Below are 18037 nucleotides of genomic sequence, written 5' to 3'. Positions count from 1 at the left end.
GCTCAAGATAACGACACGTAACGATTTGCACAGGTGATTCTGGATACAACGCACAATAAGCGACGATCTAACGTCAATCATCAGAATTCATCATCAACACGCTTTTGTCTGTCGCGATGTCGGCGCAGACCTGCTGAGAGATCAACCCGGAAGGTAATCAGCACTGGCCACTGTTGGCATGAGAACTTGTGGATTTAAGGAATCACACCATGGCTCCATATTGGTATATATCAGGGTTTTTGCTGCTGATTTCGCTGTTCGAAATCCTGGTGAAAAAAGACGAACGCACAAATTATATTTTGACCTGGCTGCTGTGCTTTGCGGCCATTATTCTGATCGTATTCGGGGGGATTCGTGGCCTCGGCACCGGCATGGATGACTTCCAGTACCGCAGTTTCTTTGAGGACTTTGTACGGCGTATTCAGATCAACGGTTTTTTCAATACCGTCGCGTTTTTCCGCTACGAACCGCTGATTTTTGCGATGGCGTGGATAACGAGTCTGTTTTCGCATAACGCCAGCGTGTTTCTGTTCGTCTTCTGTGCGATTGCGGTATCCATTAACGCCTTCTTTTTCAGAAAGATGTCGCCTTATCCGGTACTGGCGCTGGCGCTGTATTCGGCGCACATCTTTATTAACAAAGACATCAATCAGATACGTTTTGGCTTAAGCTCCGCCCTGTTCCTCGGCGTGCTGTGGACGATCTACCTGAAGCGTTACTGGTGGGCCTTTACCTTTTTTATCCTGTCGTTCATGAGTCACAACACCGCCGTTATGGTGATAACGCTGGTGCCTTTCCTGTTTATTCGTGACTGGCGCTGGTGGCCGGTGGTGATCATCGTTGTCAGCCTGCCGCTCTCGGTCGTCGGGGGTTCAAGCTTCATCGCCCTGATTGCCGGACACCTCGGATCGCTGGGGGAAAGGGCATCGGGCTATAACAACGATCCCTCCTATGCAATGGATGGCAGCATCCTGTCAGTCTCGAACCTGAAGAACATCATGCTGGTGTTTATTTTCTTCTATTTCATGCTGACTGAAGAACTGAAGCGCGAAAACTATGCCCAGTATCGTCTGAACTACTTGCTGATTTTAAGTTTTGCTATCGGCGGGGCGATCCGCATCTTCCTGTATAACTTCCCGTCAGGTTCGCGTCTTTCCAACTATTTGCAACAGGTTGAACCCATCATTCTGACCTCGCTTATCTATCAGGCCAGACGCGTCTGGAAGCCGGCGCTGTTTGGCATGCTGTTTTTCTTCCTGCTCTATTACCTCTACTACAACACCATCTCAACCAAGCAGGCGGTTGTAGGGTACGAAGTGGCCCAGGAGTTCTGGCTGATTCGGTAACGGACCCGGCGGCGCGCCCCCAGTGAACGGCTTCACTTCGCGGGGCGGTCGCCTGTAACAACACAGGTTTTTCTTCGGCGTTTGTCGATTGAATTGTTTATTTTTGAATACTTTAATGAGGTGCTGGCAATGAAGGACATTCGTTTCTCCATCGTAATTCCGGCTTATAACGCGTCAGAATCGATTGTCACGACGCTGGATTGCGTTAAAGCACAAACGTATCGCCATTTCGAAGTCATCATCGTGGATGACAAATCTGCCGATGCCGCCGCGCTGGCGGAAGTGGTGCGCAGTGAGCGCTATCAGGACCTGGACATCAATCTGGTCTTGTCTGAGGTGAAACTCAACGGTGCCGGCGCGCGTAACAAAGGCATTGAGCTGGCAACGGGCGACTATGTTAGTTTTCTGGATGCCGATGACGAGTGGCATGCCGACAAGCTTCTGCAGGTCAGTGAAAAGATTGCGGAGCTGGAGGCGCAGGGTCAGCACAATACCATTATCTTCAGCCAGGTAAACATCTATCAGGACGGTGCGTTCCTGAAGGTTATGCCGATGCAGCCTCCGGCAAAAAACGAAACTGTCGCAGAGTATCTGTTTGGCTGTTATGGCTTTATTCAAACCAGCACCATCGTGCTGAAGCGTGAAGATGCCGCTAAAATTCAGTTCGATGCGCGTTTTATCCGCCATCAGGACTATGACTTCTGCATCCGTGCCGACCGCATGGGTTACCGGTTTGAAATGATCGCCGCCCCGCTGGCCAACTACCACCTGGTGACGAAGTTTGGCTCCAAACACAAAGGTGAATCGGTCAAGTACTCCCTGTTCTGGCTGGATACGATGAAACCGCACCTTACCGCACGAGATATTCACACCTACAAAGCATTCAAGCTGCCCCTGCGCTACAAAATGGACGGTAACTCGCTGATGGCGAGCGTCAGCTTCGCGCGCTACTTCCTGCTCACCAATAAAGATAATCGCACTTACTTCCTGAACCGCGTGAAAGACAAACTGAAAGCGCGGTTCGGTGGCGAAAAGGCACTCTCCTGATTCTATTGAATGTCGTGACGTTTTAACGCTACCGGAACGTTATCTGGTGGCCCCGTCTATTTTATTTATTCAGGTATGAAAATGAATAATCACTCTGGTACCGTCGGCATTGTCATGCCTATGTATAATGCCCGCGAGACGGTATTACGCGCTGTACAGTCCGTCATCAATCAAACCTATCAGGACTGGCACCTGTATCTGATCAACGATAAATCCACCGATGATTCACTCGCGTGGGTGCGCGAGCAGTGCCAGGACCCGCGTATTACGATTCTCGACAATGCGGTCAATATGGGCGCGGCCGAAACCCGCAATGTGGGATTACGTGCTTCGCAAGAAGAGGTGATCGCTTTTCTTGACAGCGATGACGAATGGCACAGCGATAAGCTTCGCCAGCAGATGCAGGCTATCGCTGATGGGGACAATCTGGTCATCACGGAATACCATTACAAAACCCGCAAAGCTGACCACGATATTCGCTATACAAAGCCTTACCTTAAGCAGGACAGCTATGTCAAAAAGCAGTATCGGGTGTGCTTCTCATCCGTCTGTTTCCGCCGTCCGCCAGGCGGGATTTTATTTGAGCGAAAAGGTCACGAAGACTTCCTTTTCCTCTACGAACTCTTTAATCGCTACAAACAGGCCCGCGTAATTCAGAGTATTCTGGTGAATTATTACGAGTTAGGGAACTCCCTATCGCGTAATAAAAACAAAGCCGCCAAATGGCACCTCGAACTATTAAGAATTATCTATAAAAACAATCCGTTAAAAATCTATTACTATTACGCCTGGTATATGGTGAATGGTGTGCTGTTTAGCCTGAAACACCGTTAAGCCGATCGGCAGGATTGTGTATAAATTTGAGGTGGATAACGTTTCATGAAAAAAATCGTCCTGGTGATCAAAGACGCTTACTCGTATGCGGGCACCGAAAATATCTGTAACTTTATGTCGGAATGTCTTGGTGATGCGCATGAGGTCACCATCTACTCACTGGAGGGGCACGGCGAACCCTTTTACCCTTTCGACAAGGTCAAGCAGATCGTCAGCTTCGAAGGTGAAAGTAACCCCATCAAACGTGCCGTGGCGCGTATTCAGCAGGAAGGCTTCGACACCGTGTTTTTAATCAGCATGGGCCGTCTGAGCGTGATGTTTGCTTTCTGGAACCTGATGACGCTGAAAAAGAAGCGCTTCAAGGCCTATGCCTGTGAGCACGTTGCCATCAACTCCTTCAGTAAACCCATTAAGTTTCTCAAGTTCCTGCTACTGCGCTTCTACGACCGCGTCATTGTCCTGACGGATAAAGATCATCAGGTCTTTCAGCGCTGGCACATCCCCAGTCAGGCCATTCCTAATCCGGTGGTGTACAAATCCTGGCACCGTACCACGCGCCATCGTCAGGCGCTGGCGGTGGGACGTCTGGACAATCAGAAAGGGTTCGACCTGTTACTGGATATCTGGCGTGACTTTTCCAGAGCACATCCTGACTGGACGCTGGTGATTGCCGGCGACGGTGAACTGCGCCAGCAATTACAGGATCAGGCAGCCGTGCTGGGCATTACCTCCAGCGTGAAGTTCGTCGGTAAGGTCAGCAATATCAACGATTACTACCGCGACAGCGATATGGCGCTGATGACCTCCCGTTACGAAGGTTTGCCGCTGGTGCTGCTGGAAGCCAAATCCTGGTCACTGCCGGTGGTGGCCTATGACTGTCCGACAGGTCCACAGGAGATTATTAATCACGGCGAAGACGGTTTCCTGGTGCCGATGAACAAGAAAAGCGAATTTCTGGCGCGGATGGAACAACTGGCCAGCGACGATGCACTGTTCTATGCCATGAGCGAAAAAACCCAGCAAACCGCGCTGAAGTTTGACGGTAAACAGATTAAACAAAGCTGGCTGGCGTTGGTGTAAGGGCTGAAGACGCTCACTTTTGATGTGCCTCATGGGACACCTTTTATGGCTGAGTTTACGGCCTTCATGACGACGGGATTAATTGCATGAAAAGAAGAGAAGTCTTGCAAACCGCAGCCTCCGCCCTTGTCGGCGCGCTCTCCGTGAGCACCTTTTCCAGCTACGCGGCCAAAAACACTGGCCTGGCGCTCAAGTCGGTTGATGCAAGCGCGGTACCCAAAGGCGATGTTCCGATTCTGACGCCTGAAAATGTCTACGCGATGCCGCCGCAGTTCTGGCAAAACTTCCAGGGAAAACTGTGGATCGGTAAGTCGGGAAGTGATGCCAGCCAGGCGGGTAACCAGATCCCCGTGTTCCTGCGCGATGCCAGCGGCAAGCTGGCACAAATCACCCAGCCGATTACTCTGAATAAGGGAAATTTTGACCAGTTTGTAAAGGATAATGCGGCGCTGATCGCGAATCCGTCTCACTCTATGGCGCTGGAAGACAGCAACGGGCAGATGGTCTTTAACATCCCGGATGTCAGCCAGCCGGGCCAGGCTGCCTTTAGTCAGCGTCTGGCACAGCCTGCGGGTTATCAGCTAATCGGTGAGATTCCCTCGGTGGACGATCTGCGTAAGACGCGACCGCTGTTTGAAGGCGCGAAGATCAAGCTCAAAAGCTGGCACCCCGGCCTGGAAGTGGGGGGCGGCGAATTCGTCGGCAGTTTCCAGCCGGCGCAGGACGATCAGGGGGTGATTTTCAGCGGCGACGGCTTTCACTGGCGTCGCGTAGTCGATGACTATAACCGACTCTCGCTGTTTGACTTTGGCGCTATCGCCGACGGCAAAACCGACAGTGCGCCCGCGATTAAAGCGATGTACCAGTGGTCGCAGCAGAGCGATCAGCCTATCTGCGTACAGTTCCCTGCGGGCACGTTCTTCGTTTCCGCCTGTAACTTCGGTGAGGAGCAGCGCCGTTTCTTCCGCATCTCCGGTGCGATGGTCAACTTTGGGTATTTCCCGGCGACCAGCATCGTCTCCGACGGCAAATCGCCGTTTGTTTTCGAGGTCAGCGCCCGCTGGGTGGAAATCTCTAACCTGATTTTTAATGGCAATACGGATACGCATCCCAATAAGCAGGGATTGTTCCGTAATACCTGCCCGGGCGGACAGTTTTTCCGTGGGGCCTGCCTGCGCTTCAACCAGGTTGGCGGCACCGCGCTCAGCCTGCTGGATACGCTGGATTGTAAGATTGATCAGTGGTACGCCTCAGCCTGTACGGGCGACGTGATTCAGGCCGGCTGGTCTGGTCAGAAAAAGGGGAACTGGGACCACAGTACCGCGATTGAGCTGTCAAACTTTAACGCCCAGCACTGTAAAGGCGGCAAAGTTCTCAACCTGCCGCGCTGCAGCCAGTCGCTGATTCACAACGGCTGGATTGAGCACTGTGATAATCCCGGCGATATCTCAAACGGTCAATGGATTATCGATGCCTTAAGCCTTGAGGACTGCAAGAACCCGCTGATTGCCTGGCACTCCCGCCTGAATACGCGTCAGACCAACCTGCAATCCGGCAGCTGGATTGACAACTCAGAGCAGGGCGATCGTTGGCTAAGCGCCTGGGAAATGGGATCGACCCGCGTTGAGTCCTACGGCGTCGCGATCGATGGCAGCCTGAAATATAACTATCTGACCTCACGCTGGCTGTTGGAAAACAACACCAATCAGGCCGTGTGGTTTGAACTGGGCAATCTGTATTCCCCCACCGTTGGCGACTCGTGGGAAATCGAAATTTTTGGACAGTCGCAGTTCAATAACGGCACGGACGGTGAGCCGCTGATGAACCTCATCAGTGGGAAAAACACCGGCGGCCGGGCGGTTATTCACGTTCAACGCAAGAAAGACCATGCTGAAGCCAGCTGGTCGGCGGAAGGCAGCAGCCCGGTGGTGGATGTGCGCTACGTCGCTAAAACCGATACCGACACGCAGGTTTTCATCAGGCTGGCAGGCTGGACGCCTTCGGCAGCGGTGATGATCAAGAGCACGGCGAAAGATCGCTTTGTCACCGGCCGCTGTGCGCGGGTCGATGCCAAAATGACCCAGGCTGCGCCGGACAGCGGCAGTCATGCCGCGCCGCAGCGCTTTAGCCTGCATAACGGTAAAGCGGGCGTGGGCGCGAATGAGCAGGGGGATTTATTGCTGGCCTCACGCGCGTTGTCTGATGACAAGGTGGATACCAGCAAACCTGAAGGATTCGTGTCTGTCGTTATTAACGGTAAGCAGGTCGCCTTACCGTATTTTGCGATTAAATCGTAGTCAGAGAGGGCTGCCCTGATACGGCAGCCAACACCAACAGCATCTGGGATGTTGGTGCAGGATTTTTATTTGCTGTTTTTCTCCCTATTCATTTTGCCCGTTTCGGAACTGGGCGGTTGGTAGAATTAGAAAAAATTATTCGGAGTTTTTATGAAGATTTTATTGGTGGGTAACCATACCTGTGGGAATCGTGGGGATGGCGCGATTCTGCGTGGACTGATTGATTCAATTCAGGCCGCGCGCAACGATGTGGATATTGATGTGATAAGCCGTTATCCAACCAGCTCCGGTTATCTGCTTCAGCAACATATTCAGCAGGATAAGCTATTCCTGCACAACAACTCCTCGGGTAAGGGCCTGATTGGCTCTGTTAAACGCAAAGTCGCTAACCGACTGATGCCGAATATCATGATGGCGCATCTGGGCAAGGGTGGACCCTACAAATCCTTCTCCGTGCCGCCACACCTCAAAGCCTTCACGGAAAGTCTGGCGCAGTACGATGCGGTCATTCAGGTGGGCGGTTCATTCTTTGTCGATCTGTATGGCGTGACTCAGTTTGACCATGCGCTCTGCGCGCTGCTGGCTAAGAAGCCGCTTTACCTGATTGGCCACTCCGTTGGACCTTTCCAGAACGCCCGCACTAATCAACTGGCCAACTTCGTGTTTGACCGGGTTGACCGCCTTATCTTGCGTGAGTCCGTTAGCCTTGACCTGATGAAGCGCGATGGCGTGACCAGCTCAAAGGTGATGCCCGGTGTGGATACGGCCTTCCTGGTACGTGCCCGTCACGTTGAAAACCCCAGCCACAGTCTGCAGCACTGGCAGAGCGTGATTCGCACCCGCAAAACCATCGCGATTACGGTCCGTGAACTGGCGCCGTTTGATAAGCGTCTGGGCGTCACGCAGCAGGAATACGAAGCCGCCTTTGGTCGCGTGATCAACGCCATGATCGCCAGCGGTTATCAGGTCGTCGCCTTATCTACCTGTACGGGCATCGACAGCTACGCCAAAGATGACCGTATGGTGGCGCTCACTTTGCGCGATCGCGTTGAGCAGCCAGAGCACTACCACGTTGTAATGGATGAATTTAATGACCTCGAATTAGGTGTCCTCCTCAGCGAGTGTCACCTGACCATCGGAACCCGTCTGCACTCTGCCATCATCTCAATGAACTTTGGTACGCCAGCGGTCGCCATCAACTATGAACACAAATCCATGGGCGTCATGAATCAGCTAGGTCTGCCGCAAATGGCTACCGATGTTCAGAGCCTGATGGACGGTTCGCTGATTGATAAAGTTCAGGCTATCCTGGCCGACTACGACACGATCAAGCAAAACGTCGAAACCGCCGTGGCGCATGAAAGGGAAGTAGGTAACAGAATCACTGAAGAGATTCTAAACGTAATAGGATGATGTGATGAAACTGACTTTTTTCACGATGCGTTTCCCGGTTGCCTCTGAAACCTTTGTTCTCAACCAGGTCACTCATTTTATTGATGCCGGTTACGACGTTGAGATTATCTCGGTATTTCCGGGAGACCTGGTCAACCGCCACGGCGCATTTGACGAATATGGTCTGGCGGCAAAGACGCATTACCTGTTACCCGAAGAAAAAATTTCCCTGACGGACAAGCTGGGACAGCGGCTGAAACTGGTTCTGCCCAAAATCACCAAAGTGTCGTTACTCCGTTCCCTAAACGTGCGCCGCTATGGCGCACAGTCCAGTAAGCTGCTGCTGCCGGCGATCGTTGCCAATGCGCGTCAGACCTATGTCGCGGATGTTTTCCTGGTGCATTTCGGCTATGCCGGGGCGCTGGCGAATAAACTGCGTGAACTGGGTATCCTGAAAGGCAAACAGGCAACGGTGTTTCACGGGGCGGATATCTCTCGTCGTCACATCCTCGACGAGCATAAGCAGGATTACCGTAATCTGTTTCAGCAGAGTGAGCTGATGTTGCCCATCAGCCATCTTTGGCAGAACAAGCTGATTGAAATGGGCTGCCCGCCTGAAAAAATTCACGTTACCCGCATGGGAATTGAACCTGAAAAATTCAATTTCCAGCCGCGTGATGCCTTCCATACGCCGTTGCGCATTGTTTCCGTTGCCCGTTTGACCGAAAAGAAAGGACTGGATGTGGCGGTGAAAGCCAGCGCCATTCTGAAACAGCGCGGTGGCCAGTTCCAGTACACCATCATTGGCAATGGCGATCAGGATCAGATGATGCGTGACTTTATTGCGCGCGAAGAGATGGACGACTGCGTAACGATGCCGGGTTTCAAACCTCAGGAAGAGATCCGTCAGGCCCTCAACGAAGCCGATATCTTTCTGCTGCCCTCTAAAACGGCCGCAGATGGCGACATGGAAGGCATTCCGGTTGCGCTGATGGAGGCGATGGCGGTAGGGCTGCCAGTGGTCTCCACCTTCCACAGCGGCATTCCGGAACTGATCGAAAATAACGTTTCTGGCTGGTTAGTGAAGGAAGATGACGCCGAGGCGCTGGCCGAGACGCTGCTGAAATTGTCAGAAGGCGCGGTGGACGTGGCACCGGTTGTTGCCGCAGCCAGACATAAAGTTGAAACCGAGTTTAATCAGCACATCGCGTATCGCGAGCTGGCACAGATTCTGGAGCAAATGGTTTGAGTGGAATAAAGTCACAGGCGATTTGGTTGTTTGGCAGTACCTGTTTCTCTGCGGTATTACAGGTTGCTCAACTGAGTATTCTCGCCCGTAAACTCGAAACCCATGAGCTGGGGCTGTTGGCGATCATCAACGCTATTTTAGCGGTGGCGGGCGTGCTGCAGGACATGGGCATGAGCAGTTATCTGGTCCATCGCCAGAATATTACCCGACGCGAACAGAGCACCATCTATTGGGTCAACGTCTCGCTCAGCTTATGTACCGGCGTTGTCATGCTGCTGATTGCCTGGCCTGTTGCCTGGTTCTATCATCTGCCGGAACTGGTAGGGTTGATTATGCTGACCAGCCTGAACTTTCTGGTGCTGGGGCATCTTTCGCAATATCAGGCCCACTACATTAAAACCAAACGCATGGTGTCGCTGGCGAAGATCGAAATGGGCACCAAACTGTTTGCCTTCCTGTGCGTGGTGGCGATGCTGGAGTTTACCTCGCTGACGGTGGCCGCCGCGATTCTGGGGCTGTTTATTAACGCCTTTACCCGCATCCTGTGCATGATCGCGCTGGGTGAGAAGTCATGGCGTCCCACATGGGAGTTCGATAAACAGACTTTCTTTAGTGCGATTCGTTACGGTATCTATCAACTGGGTTCGCAGACCATTAACCAGCTTCGTACTCAGGCCGATGCGCTGGTGGTAGGTAAAGTGATGGGGGCAGAAATGCTCGGCGTCTATTCTCTGGCGAAAGAGCTGGTGCTACAGCCCCTGAAGTTGGTTTCGCCGGTGATTAACCGTCTGGCGCTACCGCGCTTCGCGGAAAAACAGCAGGATCCCGAGCAGTTGAAGAAGCTGTTCCTGAAAGGCACGCTGGTGATTATGCTCTTCAGCAGTGCCATGTACCTTGCTATCGGTATCTTGTCTCCGGTCATCGTACGCATCCTGTATGGTGCGTCTCACGAGCAGGTTTATCATCTTATCCCGCTGATGCTGCTGTTTGGCATGCTGCGTCCGATGGGTGGACTGACCGGCGCCATTTCACAGGCGAATGGCCGAACCAACGTGGAGTTCTACTGGAACATCGTGGCCAGCCTGGTCGTCATGGCCGTGCTTGCGACCACCTTTATCTGGCCAAACGTGCTCTACGTCGCGCTGACGTTGTCGATCTCACAGGTGCTGATTTCAGCGCTGGCGCATCCGTTCTTTATCAAGCCAGTCATTGGTATTCGCTTCATCCCTTATGCCCGACAGTGGGTATCTGTATCGGTCCTGTTTGTGGGGCTGATGCTGCTGGTAAATCACTTTGACCTTTTCGTGATGCCAGAATGGTTTGAACAGTGGCTGTGATGCCAATAACAACGGGCGACTCAGGTCGCCCGTTTCTTTTTATGGCTGGCACCAAAAACGGCGACGTCAATTTCTCTGCCGCTCATGTGGTCGGCCTTTACTGTTTGTGTTAACTCAGTTTATGGGGATGTTTACTCTAGGTAAAATCCCGAATTTGTAAGATTTCACAGCGAGTTAGTGTCGGCTTTTCAGATAAAGATTATACTTCCTTTTCCGGTCCATCCGGCATAATTGACGCATGTCTTCACTTCATTAGATGGAATAACTATGACCAAGCTTAAAGCAGTAATCCCGGTTGCGGGTCTCGGTATGCATATGCTTCCGGCGACTAAAGCCATTCCGAAAGAGATGCTGCCTGTCGTGGACAAGCCAATGATTCAATACATCATTGATGAGTGTGTTGCAGCAGGGATCAAAGAGATTGTGCTGGTCACCCATGCGTCCAAGAATGCGGTAGAAAACCACTTCGATACCACCTATGAACTCGAAGCCCTGCTGGAAGCACGCGTTAAACGCCAACTGCTGAGTGAAGTCCAGTCAATCTGCCCGCCGGGCGTGACCATCATGAACGTACGTCAGGCGCAGCCACTGGGCCTGGGGCATTCTATTCTCTGCGCGCGTCCTATGATCGGCGACAATCCTTTTGTGGTTGTCCTGCCTGACGTGCTGTTGGACGATTCCACCGCTGACCATTTACGATATAATCTGGCGGCGATGGTTGCGCGTTTTGAAGAGACCGGTCACAGCCAGGTGCTGGCAAAACACCTCACCGACTACGATCTGTCTGAATACTCAGTGATCACGACTGAGCAGCCGCTGGAAAACCCAGGTGATGTCAGCACGATTACTGACTTCGTTGAGAAACCTGAGCACCCGGCCGAGTTAAACTCAGACCTGGCAGCGGTGGGACGCTACGTGCTTTCAGCCGATATCTGGGCTGAGCTGGAGCGTACCGAACCGGGCGCATGGGGCCGTATTCAGTTAACGGATGCTATCGCCAGCCTGAGTAAGAAAAAAACGGTCGATGTCTCACTCATGACGGGTCACAGTTTCGACTGCGGACGTAAAATGGGTTACATGCAGGCATTTGTCTCCTACGGTCTGCGCAATAACGCACAGGGCCGCGACTTCCGCGAAGCGATCGAGAAAATTCTGGCGAAGTAATCAACTATCATTCGCCGCGGCTAACGCGGCAGAAAGGGAGAAGAGATGGCTATTTTGGTAACGGGCGGGGCAGGTTATATCGGCTCCCACACAGTGCTGGCACTGCTTGAGCGCGGTGATGATGTGGTGGTACTGGATAATCTGTGCAATGCCTCGCGTGAGGCCATCAATCGGGTTGAGAAACTCGCCGGCAAGAAAGCAACGTTTATCGAAGGCGACGTTCTTGACCGCGCCTGCCTGCGTGACCTGTTTGCCTCCCACAGCATTTCTGCCGTGATTCACTTCGCCGCTCTTAAAGCGGTGGGTGAATCCACGCGTATGCCTCTGGAATACTACGAAAATAACGTATCCGGTACGGTCGTACTGCTTGAAGAGATGCGCAACGCGGGCGTCTGGAACTTCATTTTTAGTTCTTCCGCTACCGTTTATGGTGCCAATGCCCCGGTGCCTTACGTGGAAACCACACCGATTGGCGGCACAACCAGCCCATATGGCACCTCTAAGCTAATGGTCGAATTTATCATTCGGGATTTCGCCAAAGCTGAGCCGAAGTTCAAAACCATTGCGCTGCGTTATTTTAACCCGGTCGGTGCGCATGAGTCGGGCGAGATTGGCGAAGACCCAACCGGTATCCCTAACAATCTGCTGCCTTACATTGCCCAGGTCGCTATAGGTCGTCTGGATAAACTCGGCGTGTTTGGTGGTGACTACGATACGCCAGACGGCACCTGTCTGCGTGACTACATCCATGTCGTTGACCTTGCTGAAGGCCACTTGAAAGCGCTGGACCACCTCGATAAAATTGAAGGCTATAAAGCCTATAACCTGGGTGGTGGGAAAGGCTTCTCTGTGCTGGAAATGATCAAGGCGTTTGAGCAAGCCTCAGGCAAGCCCATTCCGTTTGAAATCAAGCCGCGTCGTGACGGTGATCTTCCGGCATTCTGGGCGGATGCGTCGCTGGCCAACCAGGAACTGGACTGGCGGGTTTCGCGTGGTATCGATGCGATGATGCGCGATACGTGGAACTGGCAGTCGAAGAATCCGGAAGGGTTTCGTTAAAAACCGAACGATTACCAAAAAAAGCCTCGTATCGTTCAATCGCTGAAGAAGCAATTGAAAATATGGGGTTTTTTTGTGCCCCCAAAGTAACATCTGTCTGAATGATATTTGTCTAAAAAATAATCACATAAAGTTAAGTGAAAATTTATGATGATTGGACGTTATCTATACATTTAATCAATGGGCTACGGGTTTCACGTTTCACTCACTTTATAACTGAAAAAGCAACTTTGTAGATTAAATGCACAAATTTGTAACCTCGGAGCGGGAGTAATTACAAAATTGTCAAAAAGTGGCCTTTTAAACCTTGTCTAGAAGCCAGGATAGTACGAGAATCGTAAGGTTTTTTATCAGTTAGCCCGGGTTCCGAAATTATTAACCCGGCAAGACAACGCCATTATGTAATGCAGTCTATGCTTAACGATGGCTAAAGCTACGTTTACGCAGGTGGTTGCGATAGCCAGGGGCGGTAGCGTGGTTAAAATATGACAACTTAGCAGTGGTGCATACATGCAAGAGATCGTTTGTGTTTTTCTAAGTGCATTTGCGTTGCTCTTCATTGCGCGCAAGGTCGCTCGCAAGGTCGGACTGGTCGATAAGCCTAACGACCGAAAGCAGCATAAAGGACACATTCCCTTAGTTGGCGGCGTTTCGGTCTACTTATCACTATGGATACTTTATGTCATGCAGCCTGGCTGGCTACCTGACTTTACCATTTATATGTTCTGTGCCACCGTGCTGTTAACTGTTGGTGTGATTGACGACCGTTTCGATCTGCCTGTTATTCCTCGTATACTGATTCAGGCTTTGATGGCGTGCATCATGATGTGGAATGGCTACTACCTGTACTCACTCGGTAATATTTTATTTGGATTTCAGTTAGTGCTGGGTATGTTTGGTTATGCATTTACACTCTTTGCCGTCATCGGGGCCATTAATGCGTTTAACATGGTTGATGGTATTGATGGCCTGTTAGGAGCTTTGTCATGTGTGACATTTGGCGCGCTTGGTATCGTCTTTGAACTGGGAGGTAATCCTAAGCTTGCATTATGGTGCACATGCCTGATGGCGGCCTGCCTGCCTTATATTTTATTGAATCTAGGTATTCCATGGGGTAAGAAATTTAAAGTCTTCATGGGGGATGCAGGAAGTACACTTATTGGATTTACAGTAATTTGGTTACTTATGATCGCGACTCAGGGAAGTGAGGCAGTGATGCGGCCTGTAACAGCGCTCTGGCTAATAGCGGTTCCTTTGATGGACATGGTCCGAGTAATGAGTTCACGTATCCGACGTGGTTGCAGCCCTTTCAGGCCTGACAGAGAGCACCTTCACCATTTGTTGATGAGAGGAGGTCTGACCGGCCGTGGTGCACTTACTGTCATGGTCTCCTGTGCCACTATGCTTGCAATGATTGGGATTGTATCGGAAAGCATGGGAATAGGTGATTGTTGGCAATTGCTGGCATTCATTGGTCTGTTCTTCACCTTTAATGCGGCCATCAATAAGTCAGCAAGGTTTCATAGAATAAACTCAATTAAGCTCTCAAATCAGAATGAAAACGAAGCGTTGGCGGATAAATTCTGACGCTGCGTTTATTCTGGCTGGTTGCATCAGTGCGTGCTGAAGCAAAGGTAAATTTTACACCCAAATTGAATTGCATTATGACTCTCCCGTTCCGGCGTCGGGTTTGAATGCGAAATGTGAAATACTATTCTGGACAGCAATTGTGAAAATTTTAGTGACTGGTGGTGCAGGTTTTATTGGATCCGCGGTAGTTCGTCATATAATCGAAAATACGAAAGATAGCGTTGTAAACGTTGACGCACTGACCTACGCAGGTAATCTTGAGTCACTTAAAGATGTTGAGAACAGTGAACGTTACAGCTTTGAACATGCAAACATCTGTAATTCAGGCCAAATAGCTTCTGTACTGGAACGTCATCAACCCGATGCAATTATGCACTTGGCTGCAGAGAGTCATGTTGATCGTTCAATATCTGGACCTGCAGCATTCATAGAAACCAATATTGTAGGTACATACACTTTACTGGAAGCAACACGTCAATATTGGCTCAAGCTTGATGAGTCGAAGAAAAATGCTTTTCGCTTTCACCATATTTCAACGGATGAAGTGTATGGTGACCTGCCTCATCCAGATGAAGTAGAAGAGTCGTCATCGCTGTCTTTATTTACAGAAGACACCTCTTATGCGCCAAGCAGCCCTTACTCTGCATCAAAAGCATCCAGCGATCACTTAGTCAGAGCATGGTCACGTACCTATGGTTTGCCCTCGCTCATTACAAATTGTTCAAACAATTACGGTCCCTATCATTTCCCAGAAAAACTCATCCCTCTTGTCATACTTAATGCGCTTGAAGGTAAATCATTACCTGTTTATGGCAAAGGTGATCAGATTCGTGACTGGCTGTATGTTGAAGATCACGCAAGGGCACTCTACACGGTTGTCACAACCGGAAAAATTGGAGAAACCTACAATATTGGTGGTCATAATGAGAAAAAAAATCTCGATGTGGTGCTAACTATTTGTGATTTATTAGATGAAATAGTGCCTAAAGATGTTTCCTACCGTGAACAAATTACTTATGTAAAAGACCGGCCCGGACATGACCGTCGTTATGCTATTGATTCTACTAAAATTGCTAGAGAACTGGGCTGGAAGCCGCAAGAAACATTCGAGAGTGGTATTAGAAAAACGGTCAACTGGTATTTGACAAATAGTCTTTGGATTGAAAATGTCAAAAGCGGTGCCTATAAAAGCTGGATTGATGAAAATTATGGAGAACGTCAGTAATGAACATCCTGCTTTTTGGTAAGTCAGGTCAGCTTGGATGGGAACTGCAACGTTCATTAGCACCACTCGGCAATGTAATTGCGCTCGACCGGCATGCTGAAGATTATTGTGGGGATTTAAGTAAACTTGACAAAATTGCTGAGACCATTCGTCAAATAAAGCCCGCTATAATCGTCAATGCTGCTGCTTACACTGCAGTGGATAAAGCTGAATCTCAAAAAGAAGAGGCTTATCTTTTAAACGCCCAGAGTATAGAAGTAATAGCAAGAGAAGCGCAGAAGCTCAAAGCATGGGTAGTGCACTATTCAACAGACTATGTGTTTTCGGGTCTAGGTGAAAAGCCATGGTCTGAGTCGGATATTGCCGAACCTGTAAATACCTATGGTAAAAGTAAGCTTCTAGGTGAAAAAAATCTGATATCTGAGTGTACCAGGCATTTGATTTTTAGAACAAGCTGGGTCTATGCAGCAAAAGGTAGTAACTTTGCCAAAAAAATGCTGGAAATGGCTAAAGAGAAAAGTGTGCTATCTGTTATTGACGACCAGTTCGGGGCACCTACAGGTGCAGAGCTTCTGGCAGATTGTACAGCACATGCATTGCGCGTAGCACTGGAAAAACCCCAGGTTGCAGGTATTTATCACCTTTCAGCTAGTGGTACCACGAACTGGTATCTATATGCTACATATGTATTTGACGAAGCTCGTCGGCTTGGTATCCCACTGAAGGTTGAAAAAGTTAATGCTGTTCCTACAAGTGCATATCCAACACCTGCAAAACGGCCTCAAAATTCACGTTTAGAAAATACATTATTTCAAACTGTTTTTAAATTGACACTTCCTGAATGGCATGTTGGTGTCAGGCGTATGCTTACGGAAATATTAACCTCAGAACGTTAAAAAGTAATGCCTGTAACAGGCATTTTTGCTTAAAGAGATAAATGAATGGCGAAGCGTAAAGGAATTATTCTTGCGGGCGGATCAGGTACCCGTCTGTATCCGGTCACAATGGCTGTCAGTAAGCAACTTTTACCTATTTATGACAAGCCGATGATTTATTACCCACTTTCAACATTAATGTTAGCGGGCATTCGCGATATATTAATTATTAGCACGCCACAAGATACGCCTCGTTTTGAACAGCTTCTGGGTGATGGGAGCCAATGGGGAATTAAACTGGAGTATAAAGTCCAACCCAGCCCGGATGGGTTAGCACAAGCGTTTATACTTGGGGAAGAATTTATTGGTGGCGATAGCTGTGCTTTGATTCTGGGTGATAATATTTTTTATGGGCATGATTTACCCAAATTAATGGAAACGGCAATCGGACAAGAGAGTGGTGCAACAGTTTTTGCTTATCATGTTAATGATCCTGAGCGATATGGCGTTATAGAGTTTGATAAAAACGGTAAAGCCATTAGTCTGGAAGAAAAGCCTGAGGTGCCAAAGAGCAACTATGCTGTAACAGGTTTGTATTTTTATGATAATGATGTTGTCCAGATGGCCAAAAACCTTAAACCCTCCTCACGTGGAGAGTTGGAAATTACCGATATCAACCGACTGTACCTTGAAAAAGGAACATTATCTGTAGCGATGATGGGAAGAGGGTTTGCATGGCTTGATACGGGTACTCATCAAAGTTTAATTGAAGCCAGCAATTTCATTCAAACTATTGAAGAGCGACAGGGTTTAAAAGTTTCCTGCCCAGAAGAAATAGCTTACAGAAAAGGATTTATTGATGCTGCACAGGTTAAAAATTTAGCTGAGCCACTCGCAAAAAACAAATATGGTAAATATTTGCTTAATATGATCAAAGGTAATTGATTGATGAAGATTGCAACAACATCCTTACCAGATGTACTTATTGTTGAGCCAAAAGTGTTTGGTGATGAACGTGGTTTTTTCTTTGAGAGTTTTAATCAACGCTCATTTGAAGAGGCTGTAGGCAAAAAAATAAACTTTGTACAGGATAACCATTCAAAATCGACGAAAGGTGTTCTCCGCGGCCTACATTTTCAAAATGCTCCTTATGCTCAAGGAAAACTGGTGCGGTGTGTTGCAGGTGAAGTTTTTGATGTAGCTGTTGATATCAGAAAAGGATCGACAACATTCGGGCAGTGGTTCGGCATTATCTTGTCAGCTGAAAATAAACGGCAGCTCTGGATTCCTGAAGGCTTTGCTCACGGTTTTGCCGTAATGAGTGACCATGCTGAGTTTCTTTACAAAACAACAAATTATTATCATCCAGAAGCAGAAAACAGTATTCTTTATAACGATACAGATCTAAACATAGAATGGCCGGTAATTGATTGTCATTACAAACTTTCTGTAAAAGACGAAAAAGCGAAGTCATTTCGCGAAATATTTAATAACTAACTTTATAAAAGATTGATAATAGCGAAGCAAAAAGCCAGTTAAAAA

At 49.3% G+C, this 18037-nt stretch carries 15 protein-coding genes; all 15 read left to right on the top strand.

From position 1 onward, the window contains the following. The first annotated feature begins 209 nt into the window (after positions 1 to 209). On the top strand, positions 210 to 1346 hold the full coding sequence (locus NYE92_RS06615; protein WP_014594082.1) for an EpsG family protein: 1137 nt from the start codon (positions 210 to 212) through the stop codon (positions 1344 to 1346). A 129-nt stretch (positions 1347 to 1475) separates the two neighbouring features. Then, complete coding sequence (locus NYE92_RS06610) at positions 1476 to 2393, top strand: glycosyltransferase family 2 protein (protein WP_014605449.1); 918 nt, start codon at positions 1476 to 1478, stop codon at positions 2391 to 2393. Positions 2394 to 2474: 81 nt separating this feature from the next. Further along, entirely contained in the window at positions 2475 to 3227 is a 753-nt protein-coding gene (locus NYE92_RS06605; protein ID WP_014605450.1) for a glycosyltransferase family 2 protein, read from the top strand. Positions 3228 to 3272: 45 nt separating this feature from the next. Beyond that, positions 3273 to 4307 carry a glycosyltransferase family 4 protein gene (locus NYE92_RS06600; RefSeq protein ID WP_014605451.1) on the top strand — a complete coding sequence of 345 codons (1035 nt, stop codon included), beginning with the start codon at positions 3273 to 3275 and terminating at the stop codon, positions 4305 to 4307. A gap of 86 nt (positions 4308 to 4393) precedes the next feature. Then, positions 4394 to 6604 (top strand): phage tailspike protein, encoded by a 2211-nt coding sequence (locus NYE92_RS06595; RefSeq protein ID WP_029570273.1) that lies wholly within the window; start codon positions 4394 to 4396, stop codon positions 6602 to 6604. 150 nt (positions 6605 to 6754) lie between these two features. Then, on the top strand, positions 6755 to 8017 hold the full coding sequence (wcaK, locus tag NYE92_RS06590; protein ID WP_013026376.1) for a colanic acid biosynthesis pyruvyl transferase WcaK: 1263 nt from the start codon (positions 6755 to 6757) through the stop codon (positions 8015 to 8017). Positions 8018 to 8021: 4 nt separating this feature from the next. Then, positions 8022 to 9245 carry a glycosyltransferase gene (locus NYE92_RS06585; protein WP_014594078.1) on the top strand — a complete coding sequence of 408 codons (1224 nt, stop codon included), beginning with the start codon at positions 8022 to 8024 and terminating at the stop codon, positions 9243 to 9245. Beyond that, positions 9242 to 10582: a lipopolysaccharide biosynthesis protein gene (locus NYE92_RS06580; RefSeq protein WP_013026374.1), complete on the top strand. Its 1341-nt coding sequence runs from the start codon at positions 9242 to 9244 to the stop codon at positions 10580 to 10582. Before NYE92_RS06585 ends, NYE92_RS06580 begins: the two co-directional genes overlap by 4 nt. A gap of 267 nt (positions 10583 to 10849) precedes the next feature. Continuing rightward, the gene (gene galF, locus NYE92_RS06575; protein WP_014594076.1) at positions 10850 to 11746 is read left to right on the top strand and encodes a UTP--glucose-1-phosphate uridylyltransferase GalF; all 897 of its coding nucleotides are present in this window, start codon (positions 10850 to 10852) and stop codon (positions 11744 to 11746) included. Between the two features lie 45 nt (positions 11747 to 11791). Further along, on the top strand, positions 11792 to 12805 hold the full coding sequence (gene galE / locus NYE92_RS06570; RefSeq protein ID WP_022623396.1) for a UDP-glucose 4-epimerase GalE: 1014 nt from the start codon (positions 11792 to 11794) through the stop codon (positions 12803 to 12805). Between the two features lie 510 nt (positions 12806 to 13315). Next, positions 13316 to 14392 (top strand): UDP-N-acetylglucosamine--undecaprenyl-phosphate N-acetylglucosaminephosphotransferase, encoded by a 1077-nt coding sequence (gene wecA, locus NYE92_RS06565; RefSeq protein ID WP_064374057.1) that lies wholly within the window; start codon positions 13316 to 13318, stop codon positions 14390 to 14392. 142 nt (positions 14393 to 14534) lie between these two features. Continuing rightward, positions 14535 to 15620, top strand: a complete 1086-nt coding sequence (rfbB, locus tag NYE92_RS06560) for a dTDP-glucose 4,6-dehydratase (protein WP_064374055.1) — start codon at positions 14535 to 14537, stop codon at positions 15618 to 15620. Then, positions 15620 to 16516: a dTDP-4-dehydrorhamnose reductase gene (gene rfbD / locus NYE92_RS06555; protein WP_064374053.1), complete on the top strand. Its 897-nt coding sequence runs from the start codon at positions 15620 to 15622 to the stop codon at positions 16514 to 16516. Before rfbB ends, rfbD begins: the two co-directional genes overlap by 1 nt. 45 nt (positions 16517 to 16561) lie before the next feature. After that, on the top strand, positions 16562 to 17440 hold the full coding sequence (gene rfbA, locus NYE92_RS06550; RefSeq protein ID WP_064374051.1) for a glucose-1-phosphate thymidylyltransferase RfbA: 879 nt from the start codon (positions 16562 to 16564) through the stop codon (positions 17438 to 17440). Between the two features lie 3 nt (positions 17441 to 17443). Next, positions 17444 to 17992, top strand: a complete 549-nt coding sequence (rfbC, locus tag NYE92_RS06545) for a dTDP-4-dehydrorhamnose 3,5-epimerase (RefSeq protein ID WP_064374050.1) — start codon at positions 17444 to 17446, stop codon at positions 17990 to 17992. Positions 17993 to 18037 lie beyond the last annotated feature (45 nt).

This window comes from Pantoea sp. B566 (assembly GCF_024793925.1).
Taxonomy (GTDB): domain Bacteria; phylum Pseudomonadota; class Gammaproteobacteria; order Enterobacterales; family Enterobacteriaceae; genus Pantoea; species Pantoea ananatis.
The sequence above is the reverse complement of the archived record's forward strand: the minus strand, read 5'-3'. Positions and strand labels throughout refer to the sequence as shown.